This window comes from Epibacterium sp. ABZ3_068 (assembly GCF_056159265.1).
Genome location: NZ_JBSWUV010000001.1, coordinates 3,547,747 through 3,568,184 on the forward strand (window position 1 = coordinate 3,547,747; position 20,438 = coordinate 3,568,184).

At 56.0% G+C, this 20,438-nt stretch carries 24 protein-coding genes; 16 read left to right on the forward strand and 8 right to left on the reverse strand.

Annotation, left to right across the window (positions count from 1 at the left end):
- The first annotated feature begins 102 nt into the window (after positions 1 to 102).
- From ACXAEW_RS16970 to ACXAEW_RS16985, 4 genes are read left to right on the forward strand one after another with little or no spacing between them, the layout of a single operon-like run.
- Positions 103 to 966, forward strand: a complete 864-nt coding sequence (locus ACXAEW_RS16970) for an MBL fold metallo-hydrolase (protein WP_474942449.1) — start codon at positions 103 to 105, stop codon at positions 964 to 966.
- A gap of 29 nt (positions 967 to 995) precedes the next feature.
- Positions 996 to 1,430 (forward strand): YeeE/YedE family protein, encoded by a 435-nt coding sequence (locus ACXAEW_RS16975; protein WP_474942450.1) that lies wholly within the window; start codon positions 996 to 998, stop codon positions 1,428 to 1,430.
- On the forward strand, positions 1,427 to 1,861 hold the full coding sequence (locus ACXAEW_RS16980; protein WP_474942451.1) for a DUF6691 family protein: 435 nt from the start codon (positions 1,427 to 1,429) through the stop codon (positions 1,859 to 1,861). Before ACXAEW_RS16975 ends, ACXAEW_RS16980 begins: the two co-directional genes overlap by 4 nt.
- A gap of 10 nt (positions 1,862 to 1,871) precedes the next feature.
- A complete protein-coding gene (locus tag ACXAEW_RS16985) occupies positions 1,872 to 2,291 on the forward strand; it encodes a protein tyrosine phosphatase family protein (protein WP_474942452.1) in 420 nt (139 codons plus the stop codon).
- Between the two features lie 157 nt (positions 2,292 to 2,448).
- Here ACXAEW_RS16985 and ACXAEW_RS16990 read toward each other — a convergent pair whose 3' ends face one another.
- The 5 genes from ACXAEW_RS16990 to ACXAEW_RS17010 all read right to left on the reverse strand — a co-directional run bounded on the left by ACXAEW_RS16990 (position 2,449) and on the right by ACXAEW_RS17010 (position 8,543).
- Positions 2,449 to 3,693, reverse strand: a complete 1,245-nt coding sequence (locus ACXAEW_RS16990; protein ID WP_474942453.1) for a FliM/FliN family flagellar motor C-terminal domain-containing protein — start codon at positions 3,691 to 3,693, stop codon at positions 2,449 to 2,451.
- A gap of 81 nt (positions 3,694 to 3,774) precedes the next feature.
- Positions 3,775 to 6,453 (reverse strand): ATP-binding protein, encoded by a 2,679-nt coding sequence (locus tag ACXAEW_RS16995; RefSeq protein WP_474942454.1) that lies wholly within the window; start codon positions 6,451 to 6,453, stop codon positions 3,775 to 3,777.
- Positions 6,453 to 6,797 carry a hypothetical protein gene (locus ACXAEW_RS17000; protein WP_474942455.1) on the reverse strand — a complete coding sequence of 115 codons (345 nt, stop codon included), beginning with the start codon at positions 6,795 to 6,797 and terminating at the stop codon, positions 6,453 to 6,455. The genes ACXAEW_RS16995 and ACXAEW_RS17000 overlap by 1 nt, the downstream gene beginning before the upstream one ends.
- The gene (locus ACXAEW_RS17005) at positions 6,773 to 7,153 is read right to left on the reverse strand and encodes a response regulator transcription factor (protein WP_474942456.1); all 381 of its coding nucleotides are present in this window, start codon (positions 7,151 to 7,153) and stop codon (positions 6,773 to 6,775) included. Before ACXAEW_RS17005 ends, ACXAEW_RS17000 begins: the two co-directional genes overlap by 25 nt.
- A gap of 91 nt (positions 7,154 to 7,244) precedes the next feature.
- Positions 7,245 to 8,543, reverse strand: coding sequence for a short-chain fatty acyl-CoA regulator family protein (locus ACXAEW_RS17010; protein ID WP_474942457.1), 1,299 nt, complete (start codon positions 8,541 to 8,543; stop codon positions 7,245 to 7,247).
- A gap of 226 nt (positions 8,544 to 8,769) precedes the next feature.
- Here ACXAEW_RS17010 and ACXAEW_RS17015 point away from each other — a divergent pair, with 226 nt between their 5' ends.
- The 12 genes from ACXAEW_RS17015 to aat all read left to right on the forward strand — a co-directional run bounded on the left by ACXAEW_RS17015 (position 8,770) and on the right by aat (position 18,979).
- Positions 8,770 to 10,116, forward strand: a complete 1,347-nt coding sequence (locus tag ACXAEW_RS17015; protein WP_474942458.1) for a substrate-binding protein — start codon at positions 8,770 to 8,772, stop codon at positions 10,114 to 10,116.
- A 146-nt stretch (positions 10,117 to 10,262) separates the two neighbouring features.
- The gene (locus ACXAEW_RS17020) at positions 10,263 to 11,285 is read left to right on the forward strand and encodes a branched-chain amino acid ABC transporter permease (RefSeq protein ID WP_474942459.1); all 1,023 of its coding nucleotides are present in this window, start codon (positions 10,263 to 10,265) and stop codon (positions 11,283 to 11,285) included.
- 4 nt (positions 11,286 to 11,289) lie between these two features.
- On the forward strand, positions 11,290 to 12,492 hold the full coding sequence (locus ACXAEW_RS17025; protein WP_474942460.1) for a branched-chain amino acid ABC transporter permease: 1,203 nt from the start codon (positions 11,290 to 11,292) through the stop codon (positions 12,490 to 12,492).
- A 12-nt stretch (positions 12,493 to 12,504) separates the two neighbouring features.
- Positions 12,505 to 13,260 (forward strand): ABC transporter ATP-binding protein, encoded by a 756-nt coding sequence (locus ACXAEW_RS17030; protein WP_474942461.1) that lies wholly within the window; start codon positions 12,505 to 12,507, stop codon positions 13,258 to 13,260.
- A 15-nt stretch (positions 13,261 to 13,275) separates the two neighbouring features.
- Positions 13,276 to 14,031 (forward strand): ABC transporter ATP-binding protein, encoded by a 756-nt coding sequence (locus ACXAEW_RS17035; protein ID WP_474942462.1) that lies wholly within the window; start codon positions 13,276 to 13,278, stop codon positions 14,029 to 14,031.
- A 252-nt stretch (positions 14,032 to 14,283) separates the two neighbouring features.
- On the forward strand, positions 14,284 to 14,547 hold the full coding sequence (locus ACXAEW_RS17040) for a PepSY domain-containing protein (RefSeq protein WP_474942463.1): 264 nt from the start codon (positions 14,284 to 14,286) through the stop codon (positions 14,545 to 14,547).
- Positions 14,548 to 14,626: 79 nt separating this feature from the next.
- On the forward strand, positions 14,627 to 15,172 hold the full coding sequence (locus tag ACXAEW_RS17045) for a cytochrome b/b6 domain-containing protein (protein WP_474942464.1): 546 nt from the start codon (positions 14,627 to 14,629) through the stop codon (positions 15,170 to 15,172).
- Positions 15,172 to 15,675: a helix-turn-helix transcriptional regulator gene (locus tag ACXAEW_RS17050; RefSeq protein ID WP_474942465.1), complete on the forward strand. Its 504-nt coding sequence runs from the start codon at positions 15,172 to 15,174 to the stop codon at positions 15,673 to 15,675. Before ACXAEW_RS17045 ends, ACXAEW_RS17050 begins: the two co-directional genes overlap by 1 nt.
- A gap of 73 nt (positions 15,676 to 15,748) precedes the next feature.
- Positions 15,749 to 16,285, forward strand: coding sequence for a PAS domain-containing protein (locus ACXAEW_RS17055; protein WP_474942466.1), 537 nt, complete (start codon positions 15,749 to 15,751; stop codon positions 16,283 to 16,285).
- A gap of 146 nt (positions 16,286 to 16,431) precedes the next feature.
- A complete protein-coding gene (accB, locus tag ACXAEW_RS17060) occupies positions 16,432 to 16,920 on the forward strand; it encodes an acetyl-CoA carboxylase biotin carboxyl carrier protein (protein ID WP_474942467.1) in 489 nt (162 codons plus the stop codon).
- Between the two features lie 10 nt (positions 16,921 to 16,930).
- Positions 16,931 to 18,280 carry an acetyl-CoA carboxylase biotin carboxylase subunit gene (gene accC, locus ACXAEW_RS17065; RefSeq protein ID WP_474942468.1) on the forward strand — a complete coding sequence of 450 codons (1,350 nt, stop codon included), beginning with the start codon at positions 16,931 to 16,933 and terminating at the stop codon, positions 18,278 to 18,280.
- 66 nt (positions 18,281 to 18,346) lie between these two features.
- Entirely contained in the window at positions 18,347 to 18,979 is a 633-nt protein-coding gene (gene aat, locus ACXAEW_RS17070; RefSeq protein WP_474942469.1) for a leucyl/phenylalanyl-tRNA--protein transferase, read from the forward strand.
- Here the strand turns inward: aat and ACXAEW_RS17075 are convergent.
- The 3 genes from ACXAEW_RS17075 to ACXAEW_RS17085 are packed head-to-tail and all read right to left on the reverse strand — an operon-like array spanning position 18,943 to position 20,165.
- Complete coding sequence (locus ACXAEW_RS17075) at positions 18,943 to 19,272, reverse strand: DUF2155 domain-containing protein (RefSeq protein WP_474943058.1); 330 nt, start codon at positions 19,270 to 19,272, stop codon at positions 18,943 to 18,945. The two genes, aat and ACXAEW_RS17075, sit on opposite strands and share 37 nt — an antisense overlap.
- Positions 19,273 to 19,310: 38 nt before the next feature.
- Positions 19,311 to 19,760: an outer membrane lipid asymmetry maintenance protein MlaD gene (gene mlaD, locus ACXAEW_RS17080; RefSeq protein WP_474942470.1), complete on the reverse strand. Its 450-nt coding sequence runs from the start codon at positions 19,758 to 19,760 to the stop codon at positions 19,311 to 19,313.
- Between the two features lie 18 nt (positions 19,761 to 19,778).
- Positions 19,779 to 20,165: an NADH:ubiquinone oxidoreductase subunit NDUFA12 gene (locus ACXAEW_RS17085; protein ID WP_474942471.1), complete on the reverse strand. Its 387-nt coding sequence runs from the start codon at positions 20,163 to 20,165 to the stop codon at positions 19,779 to 19,781.
- Between the last annotated feature and the right edge of the window lie 273 nt (positions 20,166 to 20,438).

Here is a 20,438-nt window from a genome sequence, read left to right on the forward strand (position 1 = left end):
TCGTTTTGCAGATTTTTTTCGATTAAAATGTCAAAGTATAGGCAACGGGCTTGAAACGCATTCAGCTTTCAATATGTTAAGGCCCAACTTCTGGGGAACACTATGCGGCCATCTGTTCAGGCTTTTTTTGACAAAGCAACAAACACAATCTCATATGTTGTCAGCGATCCGGACACACTGCGCTGCGCTGTCATCGACTCGGTCCTGGATTATGATCCGGCTGCAGGGCGGACCAGCACAGCCTCCGCAGATAAAATCGTCGATTGGATTCGCGTTCAAAATCTCTCTGTAGATTGGATCCTTGAAAGTCATGTCCATGCGGATCACCTCTCCGCAGCCCCCTATCTACAAGATCAGCTGGGCGGAAAAATTGGCATCGGTCGCAATATCACAACGGTGCAGGATACATTCGGTAAGATCTTCAACGAAGGCACGGCCTTCCAGCGCGACGGCAGCCAGTTCGACAAGCTGTTTGACGAAGGTGATACTTTTACCGTCGGAAACCTGACCGGCGATGTTTTACACACGCCGGGGCACACGCCGGCCTGTATGACTTATGTTATCGGCAATGCCGCCTTTGTCGGCGACACGCTGTTCATGCCCGATTTCGGAACCGCACGCTGCGACTTCCCCGGTGGCAGCTCTGAGACATTGTTCAAATCCATTCAAAAGATCCTCTCCCTCCCGGATGAGACCCGGATTTTTGTCGGGCACGATTATTTGGCGCCCGGACGGGATGATTATGCCTGGGAAACAACCGTGGCTGAGCAGAAAGAATTGAACATCCATATCGGCGCAGGAAGAAGCATCGAAGAATTCGTCGAAATGCGCGACAGCCGCGATGCAACGCTGGGGATGCCCCGGCTGATCCTACCGTCGCTTCAGGTCAACATGCGCGCAGGCCATATGCCCGAGCCCGAGGACGACGGATCCGTTTACCTCAAAGTGCCCGTGAACAAGCTCTGACGCGCCGAACACATACAGGAGCCAGTAACATGCAACAGGATTGGATATGGGGTCTGCTGGGAGGCGGGCTCATTGGATTGGGCGGCGCGGTGCTGCTGTTGGGGAACGGTCGCATCATGGGGGCAAGCGGCATTCTGGGCGGGCTGATCAACCGTGAAGGTGACCGTCAGCTTCTTCTGGAACGTGCTGTTTTTATTCTGGCTTTGGCGGGCGTGCCCCTTTTGATGGTTCGCGTCGCTCATATTCACATTGAGACAACAGTGACCCAAAACACCCTTCTTTTGCTGTGTGCCGGTCTACTGGTCGGAATCGGGACAAGAACCGCAAACGGCTGCACATCCGGACACGGCGTATGTGGCATCTCGCGCTTCTCTCTGCGCGGCATTGCGGCAACCTGCGTCTACATCGGCGCTGGCGCACTGACCGTTGCTGTCATGCGCCATATCTTTGGAGCCTTCTCATGATCCGCTTTTTGATTGCCGCACTGTCCGGCGGGCTATTCGGCGCTGGCCTGTTTCTGTCAGGCATGACCAACCCAGCCAAGGTTCAGGGATTTCTCGACCTGTCCCTAGCCTGGGATCCAACCCTTATCTTTGTCATGGGCGGGGCTTTGATCCCGATGGCCATTGCCTGGCGTATGACCTCTGGGCGCGCGCCGATTTCAGGTGGTGCATTCCCTGCCCCACCGCGGGCGGAGCTTGACCGGAAGCTGATCCTGGGTTCCGTGCTGTTTGGAGCCGGCTGGGGTTTGGCCGGCCTCTGTCCGGGTCCAGCGATCGCCTCGCTCAGCTACCAGGGGACAAGTGGGCTGACATTCTTCATCGCGATGTTGTGTGGCATGATCCTGGCGCCAAGGCTGTCAATCCGGCTGGACCGAACCACAGCAAAGGCTTAAAGAGTATCCCATGGATGCACGTATGCTTACACCCCGCTATTCGGTCTCGCCGCAGATTGCGGTCGAAGATATTCCCGCAATCGTAGAGGCCGGGTTCAAAACCGTCATCTGCAACCGCCCAGACGAAGAGGTTCCCCCCAGCCATCAGGCTGCGGCGCTTCGCGCGGCTGCAGAAGCGGCCGGACTGAAGTTTGAGGTGCTGCCACTGACGCATCAGACCATGACACCGGAAAATGTGTCGGTTCAACGACAGATGTATGAGAACAACCCCGGTCCTGTACTGGCCTATTGCGCGTCAGGCACCCGGTGTTCGGTCATATGGGCTCTGGGGCAAGCCGCAGATCTAGGAGTCGACACGGTTCTGACAACAGCGGCCCAAGCCGGGTATGATTTGTCAACGTTGCGTCCGCGACTGGAAGCGGCGCTGTAACCTCTGCTCCGCCCGGACGCACGGCGTCCGTTTTTCCCGATATCGGACTTCGACGCGCGGTCACAAACACGACTGCGCGTTTTTCTGTTTTAGAGACGCCCTTAGAACACCGCCCGAAAGATTGAAATTTCTGGTATCGACCAGCTGAAGTTCTGGATCAGTTGTTATCTTGAAGACCGGCAAGCTCAGAAATCTCGGCTGCAGCCTCGTCAGGGTCAAAATCTCCGATATCGCCCCCGAGAGGTGGAAGGTCGCCAAGATCGCCCCCCAGGTCGCCTCCTAAATCACCGCCGAAATCGCCGAGCGGCGGCAAATCTCCACCGAGGTCGCCAAGGTCGCCACCGCCGTCGAAACCGCCCAGATCCCCACCGAGATCGCCGCCAAGTCCACCAAGATCACCCGGATCCTGCAGACCATCAGCTGCGATCTCGAGGTCGAGCGTCGGCGGCCCCATCTCATCCTGAGCAGGGCCGACAACAGAACCGAACCCAGCAGCATCGGACGCGTTGATCTCGGACTTGTGCCCAGGCGCATTCAGGCGCACAGCCCGCGCTCCGTTCATTTGGCCAAGACGCCCCTGTGCGACCGCTTGCCCGTTGATCGCCAAGAGATCTGTTTCATAAAGGAACGCATGATCAAGCGGGATGCTGTCTCCCACCTTTAATGACGCAAATTGGCTCAGCGGAACTTTGACCTTGCACAGAACCGCGCTCAACTCAGCCCGCATAGAGCTCACATTGGCGCCAAGAGAACGTCCAACGGATTGGTCGCCAGAATCGTCCTTGACCTTGGGTTCTGGCAAAACAAGAACCAGCTCGCCCTGCATCATGCCACCTGCCAGATCGGCTGTGACCCGGATCACGCGGTAATCGTCCCCCTCAAGCCCAAGGATAAGGTTACGAACATCGTCGATTTGCGCACCAAAGGAATAACCGGCAAAGGTCTTTCTGTCACCTTCACCTTCCAGCAGGGACGTGACCTTTTCAAAGGTCCGCTCAAGAAATTCAGCCATCATTGCGGCATCTGTTGGGGTGTAATTGCGCCCTTCAGAACCAAGGCCCAGAACCTGCCCCATTGTTTGCTGCTGAATCAATGCGGTCACCAGAGCCGCATCCAGAGAGGCAGCACCGATCCGCCCGTTTGGACCATCAAGAACGATCAGCAAATCCCTGTCAGAGAGATGCCCAACAAGGTCTTCGGGAGTAGAGTTGGCTTGGCGAGCCGCAATCACCCCAAGCGGCAATTCACACAGGTCAGCCGCCGCCCGCGCAAGAGAACGGCGCAGCGCCTTCAAGGTCAAAGAGCTGCCAAGCGTCTTTGTCCCCTCTTTCGTCGCTGCGAGCTTCTTGGCGAGAACGTTCATCAAGTCGCCAGAAGGATCTGCGTTGTGTTTATCAGCCATAGAGATCAGCCTGCACCCGTTCGTGCCCCTTTTCCATATTGTCTAAAGCGATGTGGTTACCAAGGTCTTTACACGACACAGCTAATCCGGGTTTTCCACCGCAATCGGCAGAGAAACCCGAAATGCCGCACCACCTTTGTCGCGCAAGTAGACAATATCGCCGCCAAGACGCTCCATAATTTCACGACAGATAGCCAGTCCAAGCCCGGCGCCACCCGCTTTTTCTGGGCTAACCCTCGAAAATTTTTCAAAAATCGTCTGCTGATGCTCGACGGGAATGCCGCTGCCGTTATCGACAAAATCCACGTAAACACCAGTGCCAAATTGTTGAACACGGATGATCAATCTCGGCTTTTCGGCATCACAATACTTCTGAGCGTTGGCAATCAAGTTAATGAAGACCTGCGCGAGCCGATCCAGGTCGGACACAACCCTAACGGATTCAAGCCCTGCATCGCGAATAACGTTTAGCGGGTGTTCCGCCCCCGTCAGCGCGGTGGAGACAGCACGATCCAAAACTGCAGACAGGTTACCGGTTTCATGGTTCAAAGAGACCTGACCGTTTTCCAGAACACTCAAATCCAAAAGATCGTCAAGCAACCGCGTCAAACGACGTGCCTCGTCATGGATGATCCCGGCATATCGTTTCTTATCCGGCTCCTCCATGTTGTCGGCATCGCGCAAAATTTCGGAAAACGCTCGGATCGACGTCATCGGAGTCCGCAGCTCATGGCTCACCTGGCTCAGAAACGAGTCCTTCTGGGCTGAGATCTGGGTGAGCTTCTCGTTCGATTCCCGCAGCTTGCGCGCCGTATCTTCCAGTTTGGCGGATTGAATTTCCAACTGGCTGGAATATTCCAACATCTGTGCTGTCTCATCCGCCACAGCCATTAGATCCTCGACAGAGACGGAGGATCCTCCAACGATCTGACCAATCATCGCATGAGACGCCGCCGCACCGATTGACCCGCTCAGCTCACGTTCCAGCCGTTCAAGAAAACCGGGGGTGGGTTCAGGCAATCCCGCCCGGCCTCCCTGGCGTATGCGTTCTCTGTCAAAAAAAGCCTGCGCTTCTCGTGCGCCGAGAATACGTTGAGACATCACCATGAGGTCTTCGGACTGGGCAAACGAACCGCTCCACCCGCGCGGACCCGCAGAATGCTCAAAGACGTGAACGAATTGCGCCCCTTGTAACCGTTCAAGGGGGCTTGGGAACCCGACAAGGGACACTGCGCAGAACACGAGTGTGTTAAAGCTCAGCGACCAAAAGACCGCGTGGACAGTGGGATCCAATCCAACCAATCCGAACATCGCATGAGGCCTCAGCCACTGCTGGCCCCAGGGACCGCTCTGCATGACACCGTCGCTCAACAATCCCTGCCCCAAAGCGGGCAACAACATGCAGTACAGCCAGATGGTGAAGCCAACGGCAACCCCGGCAAGCGCGCCGTTGCGGGTCGCTCCGCGCCAGAATAGCCCACCAACCAGGGCGGGCAGGATTTGGGAAATGCCCGCAAAGGCCACAAGACCGATGGTTGAAAGCGCGGTTCCGCCGCCGGTCAATCGGTAATAGAGATAGCCCAGAACCATAATCACACCGATACATAGTCGGCGCGAATAGAGAACCACGTTGCGCACATCCCCGGAGACCGAAGCCCCGCGAGATTGGTGCCGCAACCAGATTGGCATTACAATATGGTTCGACACCATGGTCGAAAGCGCCATCGCCGCGACAATCACCATGGAGGTCGCGGATGAGAACCCACCCAGAAAGGACAGCATGGCCAGCCCCTCCTGTCCCAGGCTCAGCGGGATGGCCAGAACAAAAAGGTCAGGATTGGCGCTTTCCGGCATGATTTGCAGCCCGATGGCCGCAATCGGCAGGACAAACAGCGAGATCAGCATAAGGTACAGGGGAAACGCCCAGGAGGCCGTTCGCAGGTGCCGTTCGTCCTCGTTTTCCACAACGATGACCTGAAACATCCGGGGAAGGCAGACAAATGCGGCAGCCGAGAGGAAAATCAAAGTACTCCACCGTCCGGCATCAATCCGCCATGTCCCGATGGGAGAGGCATCGATCTTGTCCAGCGTCGGGCCTACACCGCCTCCGATACCCCAGACAACAAAGATGCCAACAGCCAGCAAAGCCACCAGCTTGACAATGGCCTCCAGCGCAACGGCTGTTACGACGCCATGGTGACGTTCATTGGCATTCAGGTTTCGGGTACCAAACAGAATGGCAAAGGCCGCAAGACCAGCCGCCACGCCAAAAACAGTGTTAGTATCACTGAAGTTGCTGTCGGGATCCACGTCAGCAAAGATTGCGAATGATAGCGTAATCGACTGCAGTTGCAGTGCAATATAGGGTGTCACACTGATCACGGCGAGAATGGTTACGCCAATCGCCAAAGTATGGGACTTGCCATAGCGCGCCGATAATAGATCAGCGATGGATGTGATCCTCTGACTGCGCCCAATCCGAACCAGTTTGCGCAGCCCCCACCACCAGCCGATCATGACAAGCGTCGGCCCCAGATAGATGGTTATGAACTCCAGCCCCGACCGCGCGGCATTTCCCACGGCCCCATAAAAAGTCCAGGCGGTGCAATAGATCGAAAGCGACAGCGTATAAATCAGCGGAGACCGCATCCAGCTGGCACTTTTGCCGCGCGCCGCAAGATGATCTGCGACAAATGCCACAAAAAAGAGAAGCGCAACATAGGCCAGACAGACCAGAACCAGCGTATTGAGGGACCCCATCAGTGCCCCTCAAGATCATTTGTCGGTTCATGTGGCGCATCAATCCAATGGTAGGCCCAGCGACGCACCGCCATGCCAAAGAAAAAGGACAGAAGAACCAATCCTATCCAAACGGAAAAAACATAAACAAGCACAGAGGACATCGACCAGGCTTGTTCAGCTTCATCGCCCTGCGCCCACATCAGGGGTAAGGCAAACAGCAAGGCGCCAAGAACCGGCATCATCCGCGACAGGTCCATCAACCGTCGGCGTCGATAGGTACGGCGATCAACAAAGGAGCTTTTGACCTCTCCTTTTCGCTCTGCCCCGTCCGAGGCGATTATCGCTGTTCGGCCTGAGCGCATAGATCACGCACAGCGGTCAGAACCTCTGCGTTGGAAAAGGGTTTGGTCATAAACCGCGTCACACCGGCCTTTTCAGCCATTTCACGGTCTTTCAACTGGCCACGTGCCGTCAGCATCAGCACAGGAAGATCTTCCAACCCGTCCAGCTCTCTCAGCTCACGTACGATGTCCAGACCGCTTTTGCCTGGCAACATCAAATCCAGGATCACGATATTTGCATTGGATTTGTGGATGAAATCCGTGGCGGATGCCCCATCAGCATGCGCTTCGACTGTCCAGCCGTCGCGCTGCAAAAGAAAGCGGATCGCCTCGGTGATATTTGGTTCATCCTCGATCAGCACTACATGTCTGCTCATCAGCAGCAATTCCTCCCATGCACCGCCTCCCAGACGTGTCCGTCACGGTGCTTTTGATAACCAACACAATAAGCTGGCCTGTAAGTCACTGTCAAAACCCATCCTTCAGGATTGTCGGCTCACGCCGCGCTTCGCAACCCTCGCGCGTACAGACGCGACAGCTGACACCAACAGGAATAGCACGCTCTGTGTCTTCCGTCAGTGGAAAGATCAGCATAGCAGCCTGCACGGTTGGATCCGACCCGAAATTTGCAGCACCTGCATGCCATCCATAAGCATAACATAAATAGTTTTGCGCCCCGCGTCCCTGCTGCTGAATGACGCGGCGCAGCGGAATGTGAGGCTGGCTTAACGCTTGGTACAGAGGCCACAAGGGGCATGCCGCGCCATATTGTGGTATGGAAAAACTACCGATCGGGCGGCGCAACAATGCGGCCCCCGATGCATCACAAATAACGCAGCCGACCTCGCTTCCGAGATGTTCTTCGGACATCAAAGCCAACCGGTGCAGAACATTCTGCAATTGGACATCAAATTTTCGTGCCAAGGCTCCGGGATCCGCACCGACCTCGGCAATAGCGGCCAAAAGCGACTGCAGAGGAAGGCGCTGCAAGTTTTCAGCGTATCGTTCCAGCAGCCGTTCCGCGATCATCCTGGCTGCCTGGCTCTTGAGTTGTTGCGCAGCCGCAACCATGGTTGCGGGCGTTTCAGAACCGTCTTCCAGAGCCGGAAAGTGATAGGAGTGATCAGCCAGGAACCGGTCGACTTCGTCCTGTGGCATACCCTGTTTATCCGCAACCGTGTTTTCCTCATCCAGGAATGACACCAATGTCCGACTACTGTCCGCCAAACGCTGGGCATCCTGGTTCAAGTTCTGGTGAAACCGGTCCAGCCATTCCGGTTCCAGATCGTCATTTTCCGCAAGAATACCGGCGGTCGACCGAATTGCCGCAGCCGTGGACAACATTTCGTGAAGCGAAGCGGCCAGTTGGGGGTCATGGGTCAGACGGTCCGAAAGAACTTCGATTGTGCGTTCCAGCGCACTGATCCTTTGATGTGAGGCCGCCAAGACCTCGGCCCAACCGGGGAACCGACTGGCAAATTCTTCGGTCCGGTCCAGTTCCGCAACCGGAGAAGCCCCCTCCGATCCAGCTTCCCGCAACGCGCTCAACAGGGTTTCCTGTGCGCCTTCGGTCAGCATGGACGGTTCCACCTCAAGAACCCGGGCCAGTTTCACCAAAAGTTTACCGCCGATTCTGCGCCGATTGTGTTCAATCAAGTTCAGATATGACGCGGAAATACCAACTTGACGGGCAAGATCCGCTTGGCGCAGACCAAGCACCAGACGGCGTTCACGGATTCGACTTCCCGTTAACATATGTCGTGGCATCGACCCTCCCCCGGACAAAATCAGTAATTTCAAACACTTTCTGCACCGCCGCATAAGTTAATTTACAGTATGCGAAAGTTCACAGTGTATTTGTTTACATAATAATCCTTTCAGGCAAAGGTTTTATTGCGCAATTTTACAAGCCCCCCGCATAGTAAATTTGCACAAAAAGTGCAGGCCAACGCGGAAGTGAGGAGCTGCGTCGGCCGATTTATGGGAGGAAAATATGGATAAATCCAATCTATCGCGCCGCGGCGTGCTGAAGTCGGGTGCATTGACGAGCGCTGGACTGGCGTTGCCGACGATTTTCACAGCGCAATCCGCAGCGGCGTTTACCAATGAACCCACCGGCGGCACCGTCACCTTGGGCTTCAATGTGCCTCAGACCGGTCCCTATGCAGATGAAGGGGCTGACGAACTGCGCGCGTATCAACTGGCCGTAGAACACCTCAACGGTGGTGGTGACGGCGGTATGATGAACACCTTCAGCTCCAAAGCCCTGAAAGGTACCGGCATTCTGGGCAAGGAAGTCAAATACGTCACCGGTGACACCCAGACCAAATCAGACGCGGCCCGTGCATCGGCCAAATCCATGATCGAAAAAGACGGCGCGGTGATGATCACCGGCGGCTCGTCGTCGGGCGTTGCTATCGCTGTTCAGGGGCTCTGCCAGGAGGCGGGCGTCATCTTCATGGCGGGACTGACCCACTCAAACGACACCACTGGCAAAGACAAAAAAGCCAACGGTTTCCGTCATTTCTTCAACGCGTATATGTCCGGCGCTGCATTGGCCCCGGTTCTCAAAAGCCTGTATGGCGAAAACCGCCGCGCCTACCATCTGACCGCTGACTACACCTGGGGATGGACACAGGAAGAGTCGATCAAGGCGGCAACCGAAGCATTGGGATGGGAAACCGTCACCACCGTTAAAACACCTTTGGCGGCAACAGATTTCTCGTCCTACATTGCGCCGGTTCTGAACTCGGGTGCGGACGTTCTGGTTCTGAACCACTATGGCGGCAATATGGTGAACTCGCTCACCAACGCGGTTCAATTCGGCCTGCGCGAGAAGCAGGTGAACGGTAAGAACTTTGAAATCGTCGTTCCCCTTTACTCCCGGCTGATGGCCAAAGGTGCCGGTGAAAACGTAAAAGGCATTCACGGCTCCACCAACTGGCACTGGTCCCTGCAGGATGAAGGCAGCCAGGCCTTTGTCCGCTCCTTCGGTACCAAATACGGCTTCCCACCAAGTCAGGCTGCACATACGGTCTACTGTCAGACCCTGCTTTATGCAGATGCGGTGCAGCGTGCGGGTTCGTTCAACCCATGTGCGGTTGCCGAAGCCCTTGAAGGGTTCGAATTCGACGGTCTGGGCAACGGAAAGACGCTCTATCGCGCCGAAGATCACCAGTGTTTCAAAGACGTTCTGGTGGTGCGTGGTAAGGAAAACCCGACCTCGGAATTTGACCTGCTGGAAGTGGTCGAGGTCACTCCGGCGGCGCAGGTTACCTATGACGTCGACCATCCGATGTTTGCAGGTGGCTCGCTGGGCAGCTGTAACCCGGGCGCATAACGGCTCGTGCCACGGATCGGACGGGAGCGCCCTTTTGCTCCCGTCCAACTCATCTCATTCAGACTGCGTATCGCGTTCGGACTCCACTCCCCGGCGCAGGTACCTCTGTTCCCGCAAATACGTTCTGACCAAAAAGGGAAGGGACGATGGACGCATTCCTACTGCAAATCTTAAACGGGCTCGACAAGGGCTCGGCCTATGCGCTGATTGCGCTCGGGCTTACGCTTATCTTCGGCACGCTTGGCGTTGTGAATTTTGCCCATGGTGCATTGTTCATGATTGGCGCATTCGTAGCCGTCACCCTGCAACGTATTCTTGGCTTTAGCTTCGAAACCATCGACCCAAGCCGCAAGGATTTCCTGGGCAATCCGATGAAGGTCAAGACGCCTTATGTCGAAAGCTGGTTCGGACCCGAGACCGGGAGCCTGATCATCGACTGGTCGGTGCCTCTGGCAATCCTGTTTGCCATTCCGATCATGATCGCGGTTGGCTTCATCATGGAGCGCGGGCTGATCAAATACTTTTACAAACGCCCTCATGCCGATCAGATCCTGGTGACCTTTGGCCTGGCGATTGTTCTGCAGGAAGTGGTGAAATACTTCTATGGCGCAAACCCGATCCAGACCCCTGCACCCGATGCGCTAAACGGTGTTGCCAATGTGGGCGCGTTCCTTGGGATGGACATCGTCTATCCAGTCTGGCGCATCGTGTATTTCTTCTTTTCGGTGATCATCATCGGCGGGATCTTCAGTTTCCTGCAGTTCACAACCTTTGGAATGGTTGTCCGTGCTGGCATGGCCGACCGCGAGACTGTTGGTTTGTTGGGGATCAATATCGACCGCCGCTTTACCATCATGTTTGGCATTGCGGCCGCAGTCGCGGGCCTGGCCGGTGTCATGTATACCCCGATCAATCCGCCCAACTACCACATGGGTATGGATTTTCTGGTACTGAGCTTTGTGGTTGTCGTCGTAGGAGGCATGGGATCCCTGCCCGGTGCGGTGCTTGCTGGGTTCCTCTTGGGTATTCTCGAGAGCTTTGCCTCCACCACTTGGGCCACCACCACCCTGCCCGGCATCAACCAGATCATTATCTACCTCGTTGCCATCGTCGTGCTTTTGACGCGTCCACGCGGGCTGATGGGTCTCAAAGGCGTGATGGAGGACTAAGATAATGTTTGGACTAGATAAACGCGACACAGGCGTATTGATCATCGTGACCCTCCTGGCACTTTTTGCGCCGATCATTCTGAACCCGTTCCCAGCTGACTCTGCGATGGCGCAGTTCAATGCGGGCTATCCCGACCTGATGCAGAAATTTGTGATCTTTGGCATCTTTGCCATTGGTTTCAATATTCTCTTCGGTCTGACTGGCTATCTGTCATTTGGCCACGCGGCCTTCCTTGGCATTGGCTCTTACTCATGCGTGTGGATGTTTAAGCTCCTGGGCTACAATGTCATCCCCGGTATCTTCCTGTCGATCCTGGTCTCTGGCCTGTTTGCACTGCTGATCGGCTTTGTCAGCCTGCGACGCTCCGGCATCTACTTCTCGATCCTGACCTTGGCCTTTGCACAGATGTGTTTCTCACTGGCCTATTCGGTTCTGTCCAACCCCAAGTTCAACCTGACCAACGGGGAAACTGGCTTGCAGGTCTATTCCAATGACCCGCAATGGTTCCACCGCGAAGGCCTGCCGGATCTGCCCCATCTCTTTGGGCTGAGCATGCGGGCCACGCAGAAGATCCAGGTCGGCGCATGGGAGTTCCAGTTCAACGCCGGTTACTACCTCTGTGCGCTGATCATGCTGGCCTGTTTCTACCTGGCTATCCGTATCTTCCGCTCACCGTTTGGGATGATGCTGCGCGCGGTGAAATCCAACCAGCAACGGATGAACTATACGGGTCTGAATTCCCGCCCCTATACGCTGGCGGCCTTTGTGATCTCGGGCATGTATGCTGGTCTTGCTGGTGGTCTGCTGTCGGCGGTGGATCCGCTGGCAGGGGCCGAACGGATGCAGTGGACCGCCTCGGGTGAAGTTGTTCTGATGACCATCCTTGGCGGCACCGGGACTCTGATCGGTCCGGTACTGGGGGCCGGTTTCATCAAATACTTCGAGAACATCTTCTCCAAAATCAACGACAACGTGCTGCACAGCTGGTTCAGCTTCCTGCCAGACGGGCTTGAGGATTTCATGGTCTTCATTGTCCATCCCTTTATCGGCAAAGGCTGGCACCTGACCCTGGGTATCCTCTTCATGCTGGTGGTCATCTACCTGCCGGGTGGTTTGGTCGAAGGCGGACAACGTTTGCTGCTCTGGGTCCGCAACCGCGGCGCCAAAACAGAAACCAAACCCGGCAAGACCGAGCCTGCGGAATAAGGAGACAGACAGATGGGAATTCTTGAAGTCAAAAACGTAGGCAAACGCTTTGGCGGCTTGCAGGCGCTCTCGGATGTGAACCTCTCGGTAAAAGAGAATACGGTTCATGCCATCATCGGCCCCAATGGGGCCGGTAAATCCACCCTTCTGAACTGCCTGGTGGGGAAGCTGATCCCAGATACGGGGTCAGTGATGTTCGACGGGCAGTCCGTGCTGGGGCGCGCGCCGTTTGAGATCAACCAAATGGGCATCAGCCGCGTCTTTCAAACCCCTGAAATATTTGGAGATCTCACGGTTCTGGAAAACATGATGATCCCCTGTTTTGCCAAACGCGATGGTGCTTTCACTTTGAATGCCTTGCCAATGGTTGCAAACCAAATAGAGGTGCTCGAACGCGCTGAACATATGCTGGAAGAGATGAATATGGCCGACAAATGCCATATGCATGCGGCTTCCCTGTCACGCGGCGACAAACGACGGCTCGAGATCGGAATGTGCCTCAGCCAGGACCCGCGGTTGTTGCTGCTGGATGAACCCACCGCCGGCATGGCACGTGCGGACACAAACAACACCATCGACCTGTTGAAAGAAATTGCATCCAAGCGCGACATTACCATCGCCATTATCGAGCATGACATGCATGTGGTGTTCTCCCTTGCCGACCGGATTACGGTACTGGCGCAGGGCACGCCCCTGGTCGAAGACGATCCCGAAAACATTCGCGGCAATCCCAAGGTGCGCGAAGCGTATCTGGGTGAGTCGGCGTAAGGAAAGGATAACCAGATGAACGTCAAACCCGACTTTTCCAAAAATGCCAATCAGGCCACCACCGCTCCGGCCTTTCTGTCGGTTTGGGATATGCATGCCTACTACGGCGAAAGCTATATCGTTCAGGGCATCAACTTTAATGTTCATGAGGGCGAAATCCTGGCACTTTTGGGCCGCAATGGGGCGGGGAAAACCTCCACCCTGCGCTCCATCGCACGTACGGGATCCCCCATGGTGACACAGGGTGAGATTTGGCTTGATCACAAACCGTTACACCTGATGACCTCATACGAGGCAGCCACCGCAGGCCTGGGACTTGTGCCCGAAGACCGGCGTATCATTCCGGGTCTTACTGTTGAAGAAAACTTGCAGCTGGCGCAGATTGCGCCGCCCATCGGGTGGTCGATTGAACGGCTCTATGATCTCTTCCCGCGTCTGGGCGAGCGTCGCAAGCAGGAGGGGGTCACGCTCTCTGGAGGGGAGCAGCAGATGCTTGCGATCGCCCGGGCTCTGGCCCGTGATATCAAAGTCTTGCTTTTGGACGAGCCATACGAAGGGCTTGCGCCCGTCATCGTGGATGAGATTGAGAAGACGCTTATTCACGTTAAGGAGCAAGGTATGACCACGATCATCGTAGAGCAGAACGCCGTGCGTGCGCTTGAACTCGCGGACCGTGCGGTCATTCTGGATACCGGCGGCATCGTTTTCGACGGCACCGCGTCTGAAGTGCTGGAAAATCACGACCTAAGAGCCGAATATCTAGCGATCTGAACTGCCAAACTGACGGTCTGTCACAGGCCTTTCAAAAGAGGTTTTTCCGCCGCCCTGACAAAGGGCGGCCTTTTTTGCCCAGCCTTGGCACAGCCTCCATAAACCAGAGTTATAAACCCGCCAAATCAGTGGGTTATAGAACCCGCCGCCTATTTTCGATTTGAACTCCAACAGCGATGTCATTGCCACGGAGCGCAACTGCTCGCCCCGTGTAACCTTCAAAACGCCCTCGTCTGAATGGAGTGACATATCATGACCTTTACCCCGATCCGTGCCGCCGCCTGTGTTCTGGCAACCGCCATCGCCCTGCCCCTTGCCGTATTGGCGTCCGAAGGCGCGCCGCTCACAGCGGAACTGGAAACAAAGATCCGCGAAGACCTGACCGCCAAAGGATATGAAGTACGCAAGATCGAAGAAGAAGACGGGTTGTATGAAGCCTATGCCATCAAGGATGGCAAAAAGCTGGAAATCTACATGAATGCTGACCTTGAGATCATGAAGGTAGAAGAAGACTGATTGTTGGTCCTGCAAATCAGCGGGCGCCCTTGCGGCGCCCACCACCCTTTTCCGTAGTATCCGACAACAGGAGCCCCCCGTGCACAGCCTTTATGTCTGGGACGTGTTCGTCCGTATCTTTCACTGGTCCTTGGCGGGCCTGTTTCTATCCAATGCGATTTTGGTTGACCCCGACGCAGCCCTACACCACTGGATCGGCTATTGTATCATGTCACTTGTGCTGTTTCGCCTGCTCTGGGGTTTTATCGGCAGCAAACACGCCCGGTTTTCAAACTTCCCTCCGGATGCGCGACATGCTTGTGAACAGATCAAAGACATGGTGGCAGGCCGCCGCACCCCGCATGCAGGCCATTCCCCTTTGGGTGTATTGATGATTTACAACCTGTTCGCAACGCTGCTGGCCATTGGCACAACAGGGTATCTGATGACCACCGATGCGCTTTGGGGTATTGCCTGGCCGGAGGAGTTACATGAAGCGCTTGTAACCTGGGCAGAAATCTCGGTCGCGCTGCATGTAATTGCGGTCATTTTTGAGAGCCACCGCACCAAAGTGGATCTGGCAGGATCCATGGTCACGGGCTACAAAGAGTTGCCCTTATCCAATTCACAGGACCCTCAGAGCTGATGACGTCTGATCCGGCAAGACCCGCCATCCTTATAACCCTGATTGTGGTCCAAAGCTTGTGTTCCATTTTCTTTCTGGGAGATATCATCGGCGATTTATTCTTGCCGGAGCTGGATGACGAAGAAGGCCCCCATGCCATTATCGAGCTTATGGCGACCTTTGGTCTGATTGCTGCAATCTTTCTGGAGGTACGTATCCTACGACGGCTGACGCAGCAGAAGGCCCGGTTGGAAACCGCCTTGGCAAACACGCAAACAGCCATCTTTGAGGTAATCGACGCGCAGTTTGATCTTTGGGAACTATCTCCCGCCGAGCGGGATGTGGCCACGTTCCTTGTCAAAGGGCTCAGCACGGCTGAGATCGCGGAAATGCGCGGTAGCAAGGAGGGCACCATAAAAGCGCAGTTAAATGCGATCTACCGCAAAGCCGGATGCGCGAACCGTGCGGAAGTCATGAGCCAGTTGATCGACACTTTGATGGGGCGTCAAGAAGCCACTACATAAGGTGTTTCGCAGGAGACGTTGTGCAGGAACCGAAGCGCTTTCTTATCTGGCCGCGCTGGGGTAAATACGCGGCATGACAGAATTTGCTTTTGACCACGCGCCTGTCGGCCTTGCGGTCCTGGAAAACCGGGTGATCAGGGCCTGCAACCGGCAGTTTGCCACAACTTTCTGCGGCACGCCGCACGACTTTATCGATTGCACCATTGCTGAGCTCTACCCAAGTCAGGAAGACTTCCAGCGGATTGGCACTGTGTTGCAGCAGCTTGGCGCGCCCAAAGATACCTATACAGATGAACGCATTATGCGGCGCAGCGACGGCGATCTGTTCTGGTGTCGTGTGCGCGGCAGGTCAACCTCGCCCGAAAATCCCTTTGAGACCGGCGTCTGGTCGTTTGTTGATATCTCGCAGGATCGACCGGTTGTATCCCTCACCCCGCGAGAACGCGAAGTTGCGATCCTGACATGTCGAGGTCTATCGGCCAAGGAAATCGGCAAGGCGCTGGATCTTTCCTATCGTACCATCGAAACCCATCGGGCCCATCTGCTCAGCAAATTCGGCGCCCGCAAATTGCCAGAACTGGTGGCTAAATTGTCAGGCATGCCACTTTGATGCGTGGCGTCTTGCAATCCGTCCACTGAACGGCCATTTATCGCTCAAACCAAGGGTGCTTTCCATAGGGCAAAGCTTCGCTTATAAGCGCCCTGATTTCCAACCCGCCCCGCATGGCGGGCCTGTCGGAACCGGCTGAGGACAAAATGACAAACAAAAATCATGACGCAGACGTAGCATTCATCAAGGCACTGGCTGAACTGCTGCGGGACAACGATCTGACTGAACTGCAAGTGAAACGGGATTATGGTGAAGATGACAGCCTGAACGTGCGCGTCTCTCGCCAGACGGCAGTTGCAGCTCCTGTGCAGATGCAGGTACCGGCAGCAGCCCCTGCGCCTGCCCCAGTGGCCGCAGCAGCGCCTGCCGTCGCAGAGGCCAGCGAGGATCCGGCCAGCCATCCAGGCGCGGTGACCTCACCTATGGTGGGCACTGTTTACCTGCAGGCAGAACCCGGTGCACCGGCCTTCGTCAAAGTGGGCGACAAGGTCAGCGAAGGCGACACACTGCTGATCGTCGAAGCGATGAAAACCATGAACCACATTCCGGCTCCCAAAGGCGGCACTGTGAAACGCATCCTGGTCGAAGATGGCGCAGCCGTCGAATTCGGGTCTCCGCTGGTCATCGTCGAGTAAGGACGGACCCATGTTTGACAAAATCCTGATTGCCAACCGGGGGGAGATCGCGCTGCGCGTGATCCGTGCCTGCCGGGAAATGGGCATCAAATCCGTTGCTGTGCATTCCACCGCAGATTCGGACGCGATGCATGTCCGTATGGCAGACGAATCCGTCTGCATTGGCCCGCCCTCGGGCGCGCAAAGCTACCTGTCGATCCCAGCGATCATCTCGGCCTGTGAAATCACTGGCGCGCAGGCGATCCATCCGGGGTATGGCTTCCTGTCCGAAAACGCCAATTTCGTACAGATCGTCGAAGATCACGGGCTGAAATTCATCGGCCCCTCCGCCATGCACATCCGGCAAATGGGCGATAAGATCACGGCGAAAGATACCGCAAAAGCGCTTGGCATCCCCTGTGTGCCCGGTTCGGACGGCGGTGTTGCCACGGTTGCCGAGGCCAAGCAGGTCGCGGCTGACATGGGCTACCCGGTGATCATCAAGGCCACCGCCGGCGGTGGCGGGCGCGGCATGAAAGTGGCCGCAACCGAAGCGGATCTGGAAGTTGCCTTTTCCACCGCACGTTCAGAGGCCAAAGCAGCCTTTGGCAATGACGAGGTCTATATGGAGAAATACCTCCAGAAGCCGCGTCACATCGAGATTCAGGTGTTTGGCGATGGCCAGGGCAATGGCGTACATCTGGGGGAGCGTGATTGTTCGCTGCAGCGCCGCCACCAGAAGGTCTTCGAAGAGGCCCCCGGCCCCTGCATCGCCCCTGAAGAGCGTGCCCGAATTGGCAAGATCTGTGCGGATGCCATTGGAAAGATGGGCTATTCCGGCGCTGGCACCATCGAATTCCTCTATGAGGATGGCGAGTTCTATTTCATCGAGATGAACACCCGCCTTCAAGTGGAACACCCTGTGACCGAAACGATCTTTGGTGTCGACCTTGTTCGGGAACAGATCCGCGTGGCCGAAGGTCTGCCGCTGTCGTTTACTCAGGATGAGCTTGAGATCAACGGCCACTCGATCGAAGTGCGCATCAACGCCGAACGTTTGCCGAACTTTGCCCCCTGCCCAGGTAAAATCACCGCGTTCCACGCGCCGGGTGGTCTGGGCGTGCGGATGGATTCGGCGCTTTATGATGGCTATTCGATCCCGCCTTACTACGACAGTTTGATTGGCAAGCTGATCGTGCATGGTCGCGACCGTCAGGAAGCACTGGCACGTCTTCAGCGCGCCCTGGGAGAGCTGATCGTGGATGGTATCGACACCACTGTGCCACTGTTCCACGCGCTTCTGCAGGAGCCGGACATTCATTCCGGTGAGTACAATATCCACTGGCTGGAACGTTGGCTGGAAACAAACCTGCAAGCCTGATAGGATTTGGGCTCAAGCGAGGCGCGCTCCGGCGCGCCTTTTTTTGTTTATTGGACTTGGCATTTTATGGACCTGACCGCAGAACTTTTACTGCACGCCTATTCTATCGGGATTTTTCCGATGGCCGACGACCGCGACGACCCCGAAATCTTCTGGGTCGACCCAAAGCGGCGTGGCATTCTGCCTCTGGATCAGTTTCGCATGTCCCGCTCCCTCGCCAAAACCATTCGCCGTGACGCATTTCGGCTGACGTATAATCAGGACTTTGCAGCTGTGGTTGATGGTTGCGCGGACCGACCCCAAACCTGGATCAACGATGAGATCCGTGACCGCTATATCGAACTCCATGACCGTGGAAACGCCCATTCGATCGAGGTCTGGGATCAGGAAACGCTGGTCGGCGGAACCTATGGCGTGTCGCTGGGGGGAGCGTTCTTTGGCGAAAGTATGTTTTCACGCAGGACCGATGCCAGCAAAGTTGCGCTGGCCTATCTGACGACCCATCTTGAGGCCTGTGGATTTACCCTATGTGATACGCAATTCATAACGTCACATCTGGCATCCCTTGGCGGGACTGAAATTTCCCGCGCTGCCTATCAGAGCTTGCTGAAAGATGCTTTAGAGATTGACGCTGACTTCACCGCACGCCCTCTCCCAAGCGCTCAGGACGTCTTGCAGCGCAGAACCCAGACATCATAGCGGTTGTGGTCCAGTGCGTTCAGCGCCGGGCTGGAAGCGATCATCCAACCCTGGAAATAATCGACCCCATCCTGTGGATTTCGAATCCGCAGATAGGCATAGGCTTCCCCGGTCGGGTTGTCCGCCGGATAGCGGCAATCACTGACCGTGACCATCAGACCTTGTGTTTTGGCGCTGCCCCCCACCGGGACTTCCACGTCTTCCACGCGTCCGTTCACCTTGTCGAGACTGCGCAATACGGCACTTACGCCCTCAGCTGCAACAACACCCTGCGCCATGGCGGCTTGCGACATGCCCCACAGGGTCAGCACACATGTTGCGGCCCGCAAGATCACGATTCGTCTCCGCCCGACACAAATTTCAGCAGCAGCGAAATCAGACTGACAGAGCCCTGCGTGTCGAGGATCTCGTCTCCGGGCGCAAATCCATAAGGGGAGCCGCCAGGAACGATCTCAACAAAATTCCCGCCCAAGAGCCCTTCGGACGCAATAACAGCTGCGCTGTCATCGGGAATTTCGATCCCGTCCCGAATGCTGATGGTGGTGTCGGCGCGAAAAGTCTCTGCGTTCAGGCCGACTGCGCTCACGGTTCCCACCTTCACACCGGCGAGGCGCACGTCTGTGCCGACATTCACCCCCTCGATTGATCGGAAAGAGGCCGTCAGCGGGTAATCAGACCCACCGCGCGACAGACCGGCCGCCTGTCCTGCATAGATCGCAAAACCAAGAGCGGCAGCCAAAACAACGCCGCCTACGACGACTTCGGTTGGGTTCTGAGACATGATGAGAGCGCCTTTGGCTTATTCCGGGACCCAAGCGTCATAGTCGCTGCGCGCCTTGGGCTCACCGCCAGCGCGAATCGAACCTGCAGGGGCATAGGCCAGCGCCGTACCGGTAAGGTTTTCCTGATGCGGCTGTTCCCAGGACTTGTGCTTCAGCGGTTTCTCGCTTGGTACGTCGTTATATGTCCAGTGCAACCACCCATGCCAATCCGCGCTCACGCGGGAGGCTTCGGCTTCACCGTTGAAGATCACCCAACGCTTACTGTCATCTGCATTGCGGTAAAACACATTGCCCTGATCATCTTCACCCACTTTGGTGCCGTTGCGACGGGTATAGATCGCCGTATTCAGAGTGGCGCCATTCCACCAGGTGACAGCTTGCAAAAGTGTGTTCAGGATTCCCATGGGTGCCTCCGCATAATCCGTTCTTGATATGGCCTAAAAACGCAGTAAGGTCCAGATGCAGAACGCGCCTAACCTATAATCCGGCGCAATCTTGCAGTGCGCTGCCTTAATCCCATATTAAGAGCGTGGCGTCAGACTGGGAACACAGCAGAAAACTTCCGTTTTTGCCCATAGTGCTGTATGGTTCCTTCAGATCACAAGGAGAGATGACAATGACCCTTGAAGGTTTTGGCAACGGGTAAAACCCGCCCCTTTTTAAAAGCACGTTTTTAA

Bases quoted from the DNA above. Each gene is read 5' to 3' on its own strand.
- ACXAEW_RS16970 (WP_474942449.1), top strand. From the start codon at position 103: ATGCGGCCATCTGTTCAGGCTTTTTTTGACAAAGCAACAAACACAATC.
- ACXAEW_RS16975 (WP_474942450.1), top strand. From the start codon at position 996: ATGCAACAGGATTGGATATGGGGTCTGCTGGGAGGCGGGCTCATTGGA.
- ACXAEW_RS16980 (WP_474942451.1), top strand. From the start codon at position 1,427: ATGATCCGCTTTTTGATTGCCGCACTGTCCGGCGGGCTATTCGGCGCT.
- ACXAEW_RS16985 (WP_474942452.1), top strand. From the start codon at position 1,872: ATGGATGCACGTATGCTTACACCCCGCTATTCGGTCTCGCCGCAGATT.
- ACXAEW_RS16990 (WP_474942453.1), bottom strand. From the start codon at position 3,693: ATGGCTGATAAACACAACGCAGATCCTTCTGGCGACTTGATGAACGTT.
- ACXAEW_RS16995 (WP_474942454.1), bottom strand. From the start codon at position 6,453: ATGGGGTCCCTCAATACGCTGGTTCTGGTCTGTCTGGCCTATGTTGCG.
- ACXAEW_RS17000 (WP_474942455.1), bottom strand. From the start codon at position 6,797: ATGCGCTCAGGCCGAACAGCGATAATCGCCTCGGACGGGGCAGAGCGA.
- ACXAEW_RS17005 (WP_474942456.1), bottom strand. From the start codon at position 7,153: ATGAGCAGACATGTAGTGCTGATCGAGGATGAACCAAATATCACCGAG.
- ACXAEW_RS17010 (WP_474942457.1), bottom strand. From the start codon at position 8,543: ATGCCACGACATATGTTAACGGGAAGTCGAATCCGTGAACGCCGTCTG.
- ACXAEW_RS17015 (WP_474942458.1), top strand. From the start codon at position 8,770: ATGGATAAATCCAATCTATCGCGCCGCGGCGTGCTGAAGTCGGGTGCA.
- ACXAEW_RS17020 (WP_474942459.1), top strand. From the start codon at position 10,263: ATGGACGCATTCCTACTGCAAATCTTAAACGGGCTCGACAAGGGCTCG.
- ACXAEW_RS17025 (WP_474942460.1), top strand. From the start codon at position 11,290: ATGTTTGGACTAGATAAACGCGACACAGGCGTATTGATCATCGTGACC.
- ACXAEW_RS17030 (WP_474942461.1), top strand. From the start codon at position 12,505: ATGGGAATTCTTGAAGTCAAAAACGTAGGCAAACGCTTTGGCGGCTTG.
- ACXAEW_RS17035 (WP_474942462.1), top strand. From the start codon at position 13,276: ATGAACGTCAAACCCGACTTTTCCAAAAATGCCAATCAGGCCACCACC.
- ACXAEW_RS17040 (WP_474942463.1), top strand. From the start codon at position 14,284: ATGACCTTTACCCCGATCCGTGCCGCCGCCTGTGTTCTGGCAACCGCC.
- ACXAEW_RS17050 (WP_474942465.1), top strand. From the start codon at position 15,172: ATGACGTCTGATCCGGCAAGACCCGCCATCCTTATAACCCTGATTGTG.
- ACXAEW_RS17055 (WP_474942466.1), top strand. From the start codon at position 15,749: ATGACAGAATTTGCTTTTGACCACGCGCCTGTCGGCCTTGCGGTCCTG.
- accB (WP_474942467.1), top strand. From the start codon at position 16,432: ATGACAAACAAAAATCATGACGCAGACGTAGCATTCATCAAGGCACTG.
- accC (WP_474942468.1), top strand. From the start codon at position 16,931: ATGTTTGACAAAATCCTGATTGCCAACCGGGGGGAGATCGCGCTGCGC.
- aat (WP_474942469.1), top strand. From the start codon at position 18,347: ATGGACCTGACCGCAGAACTTTTACTGCACGCCTATTCTATCGGGATT.
- ACXAEW_RS17075 (WP_474943058.1), bottom strand. From the start codon at position 19,272: ATGTCGCAAGCCGCCATGGCGCAGGGTGTTGTTGCAGCTGAGGGCGTA.
- mlaD (WP_474942470.1), bottom strand. From the start codon at position 19,760: ATGTCTCAGAACCCAACCGAAGTCGTCGTAGGCGGCGTTGTTTTGGCT.
- ACXAEW_RS17085 (WP_474942471.1), bottom strand. From the start codon at position 20,165: ATGGGAATCCTGAACACACTTTTGCAAGCTGTCACCTGGTGGAATGGC.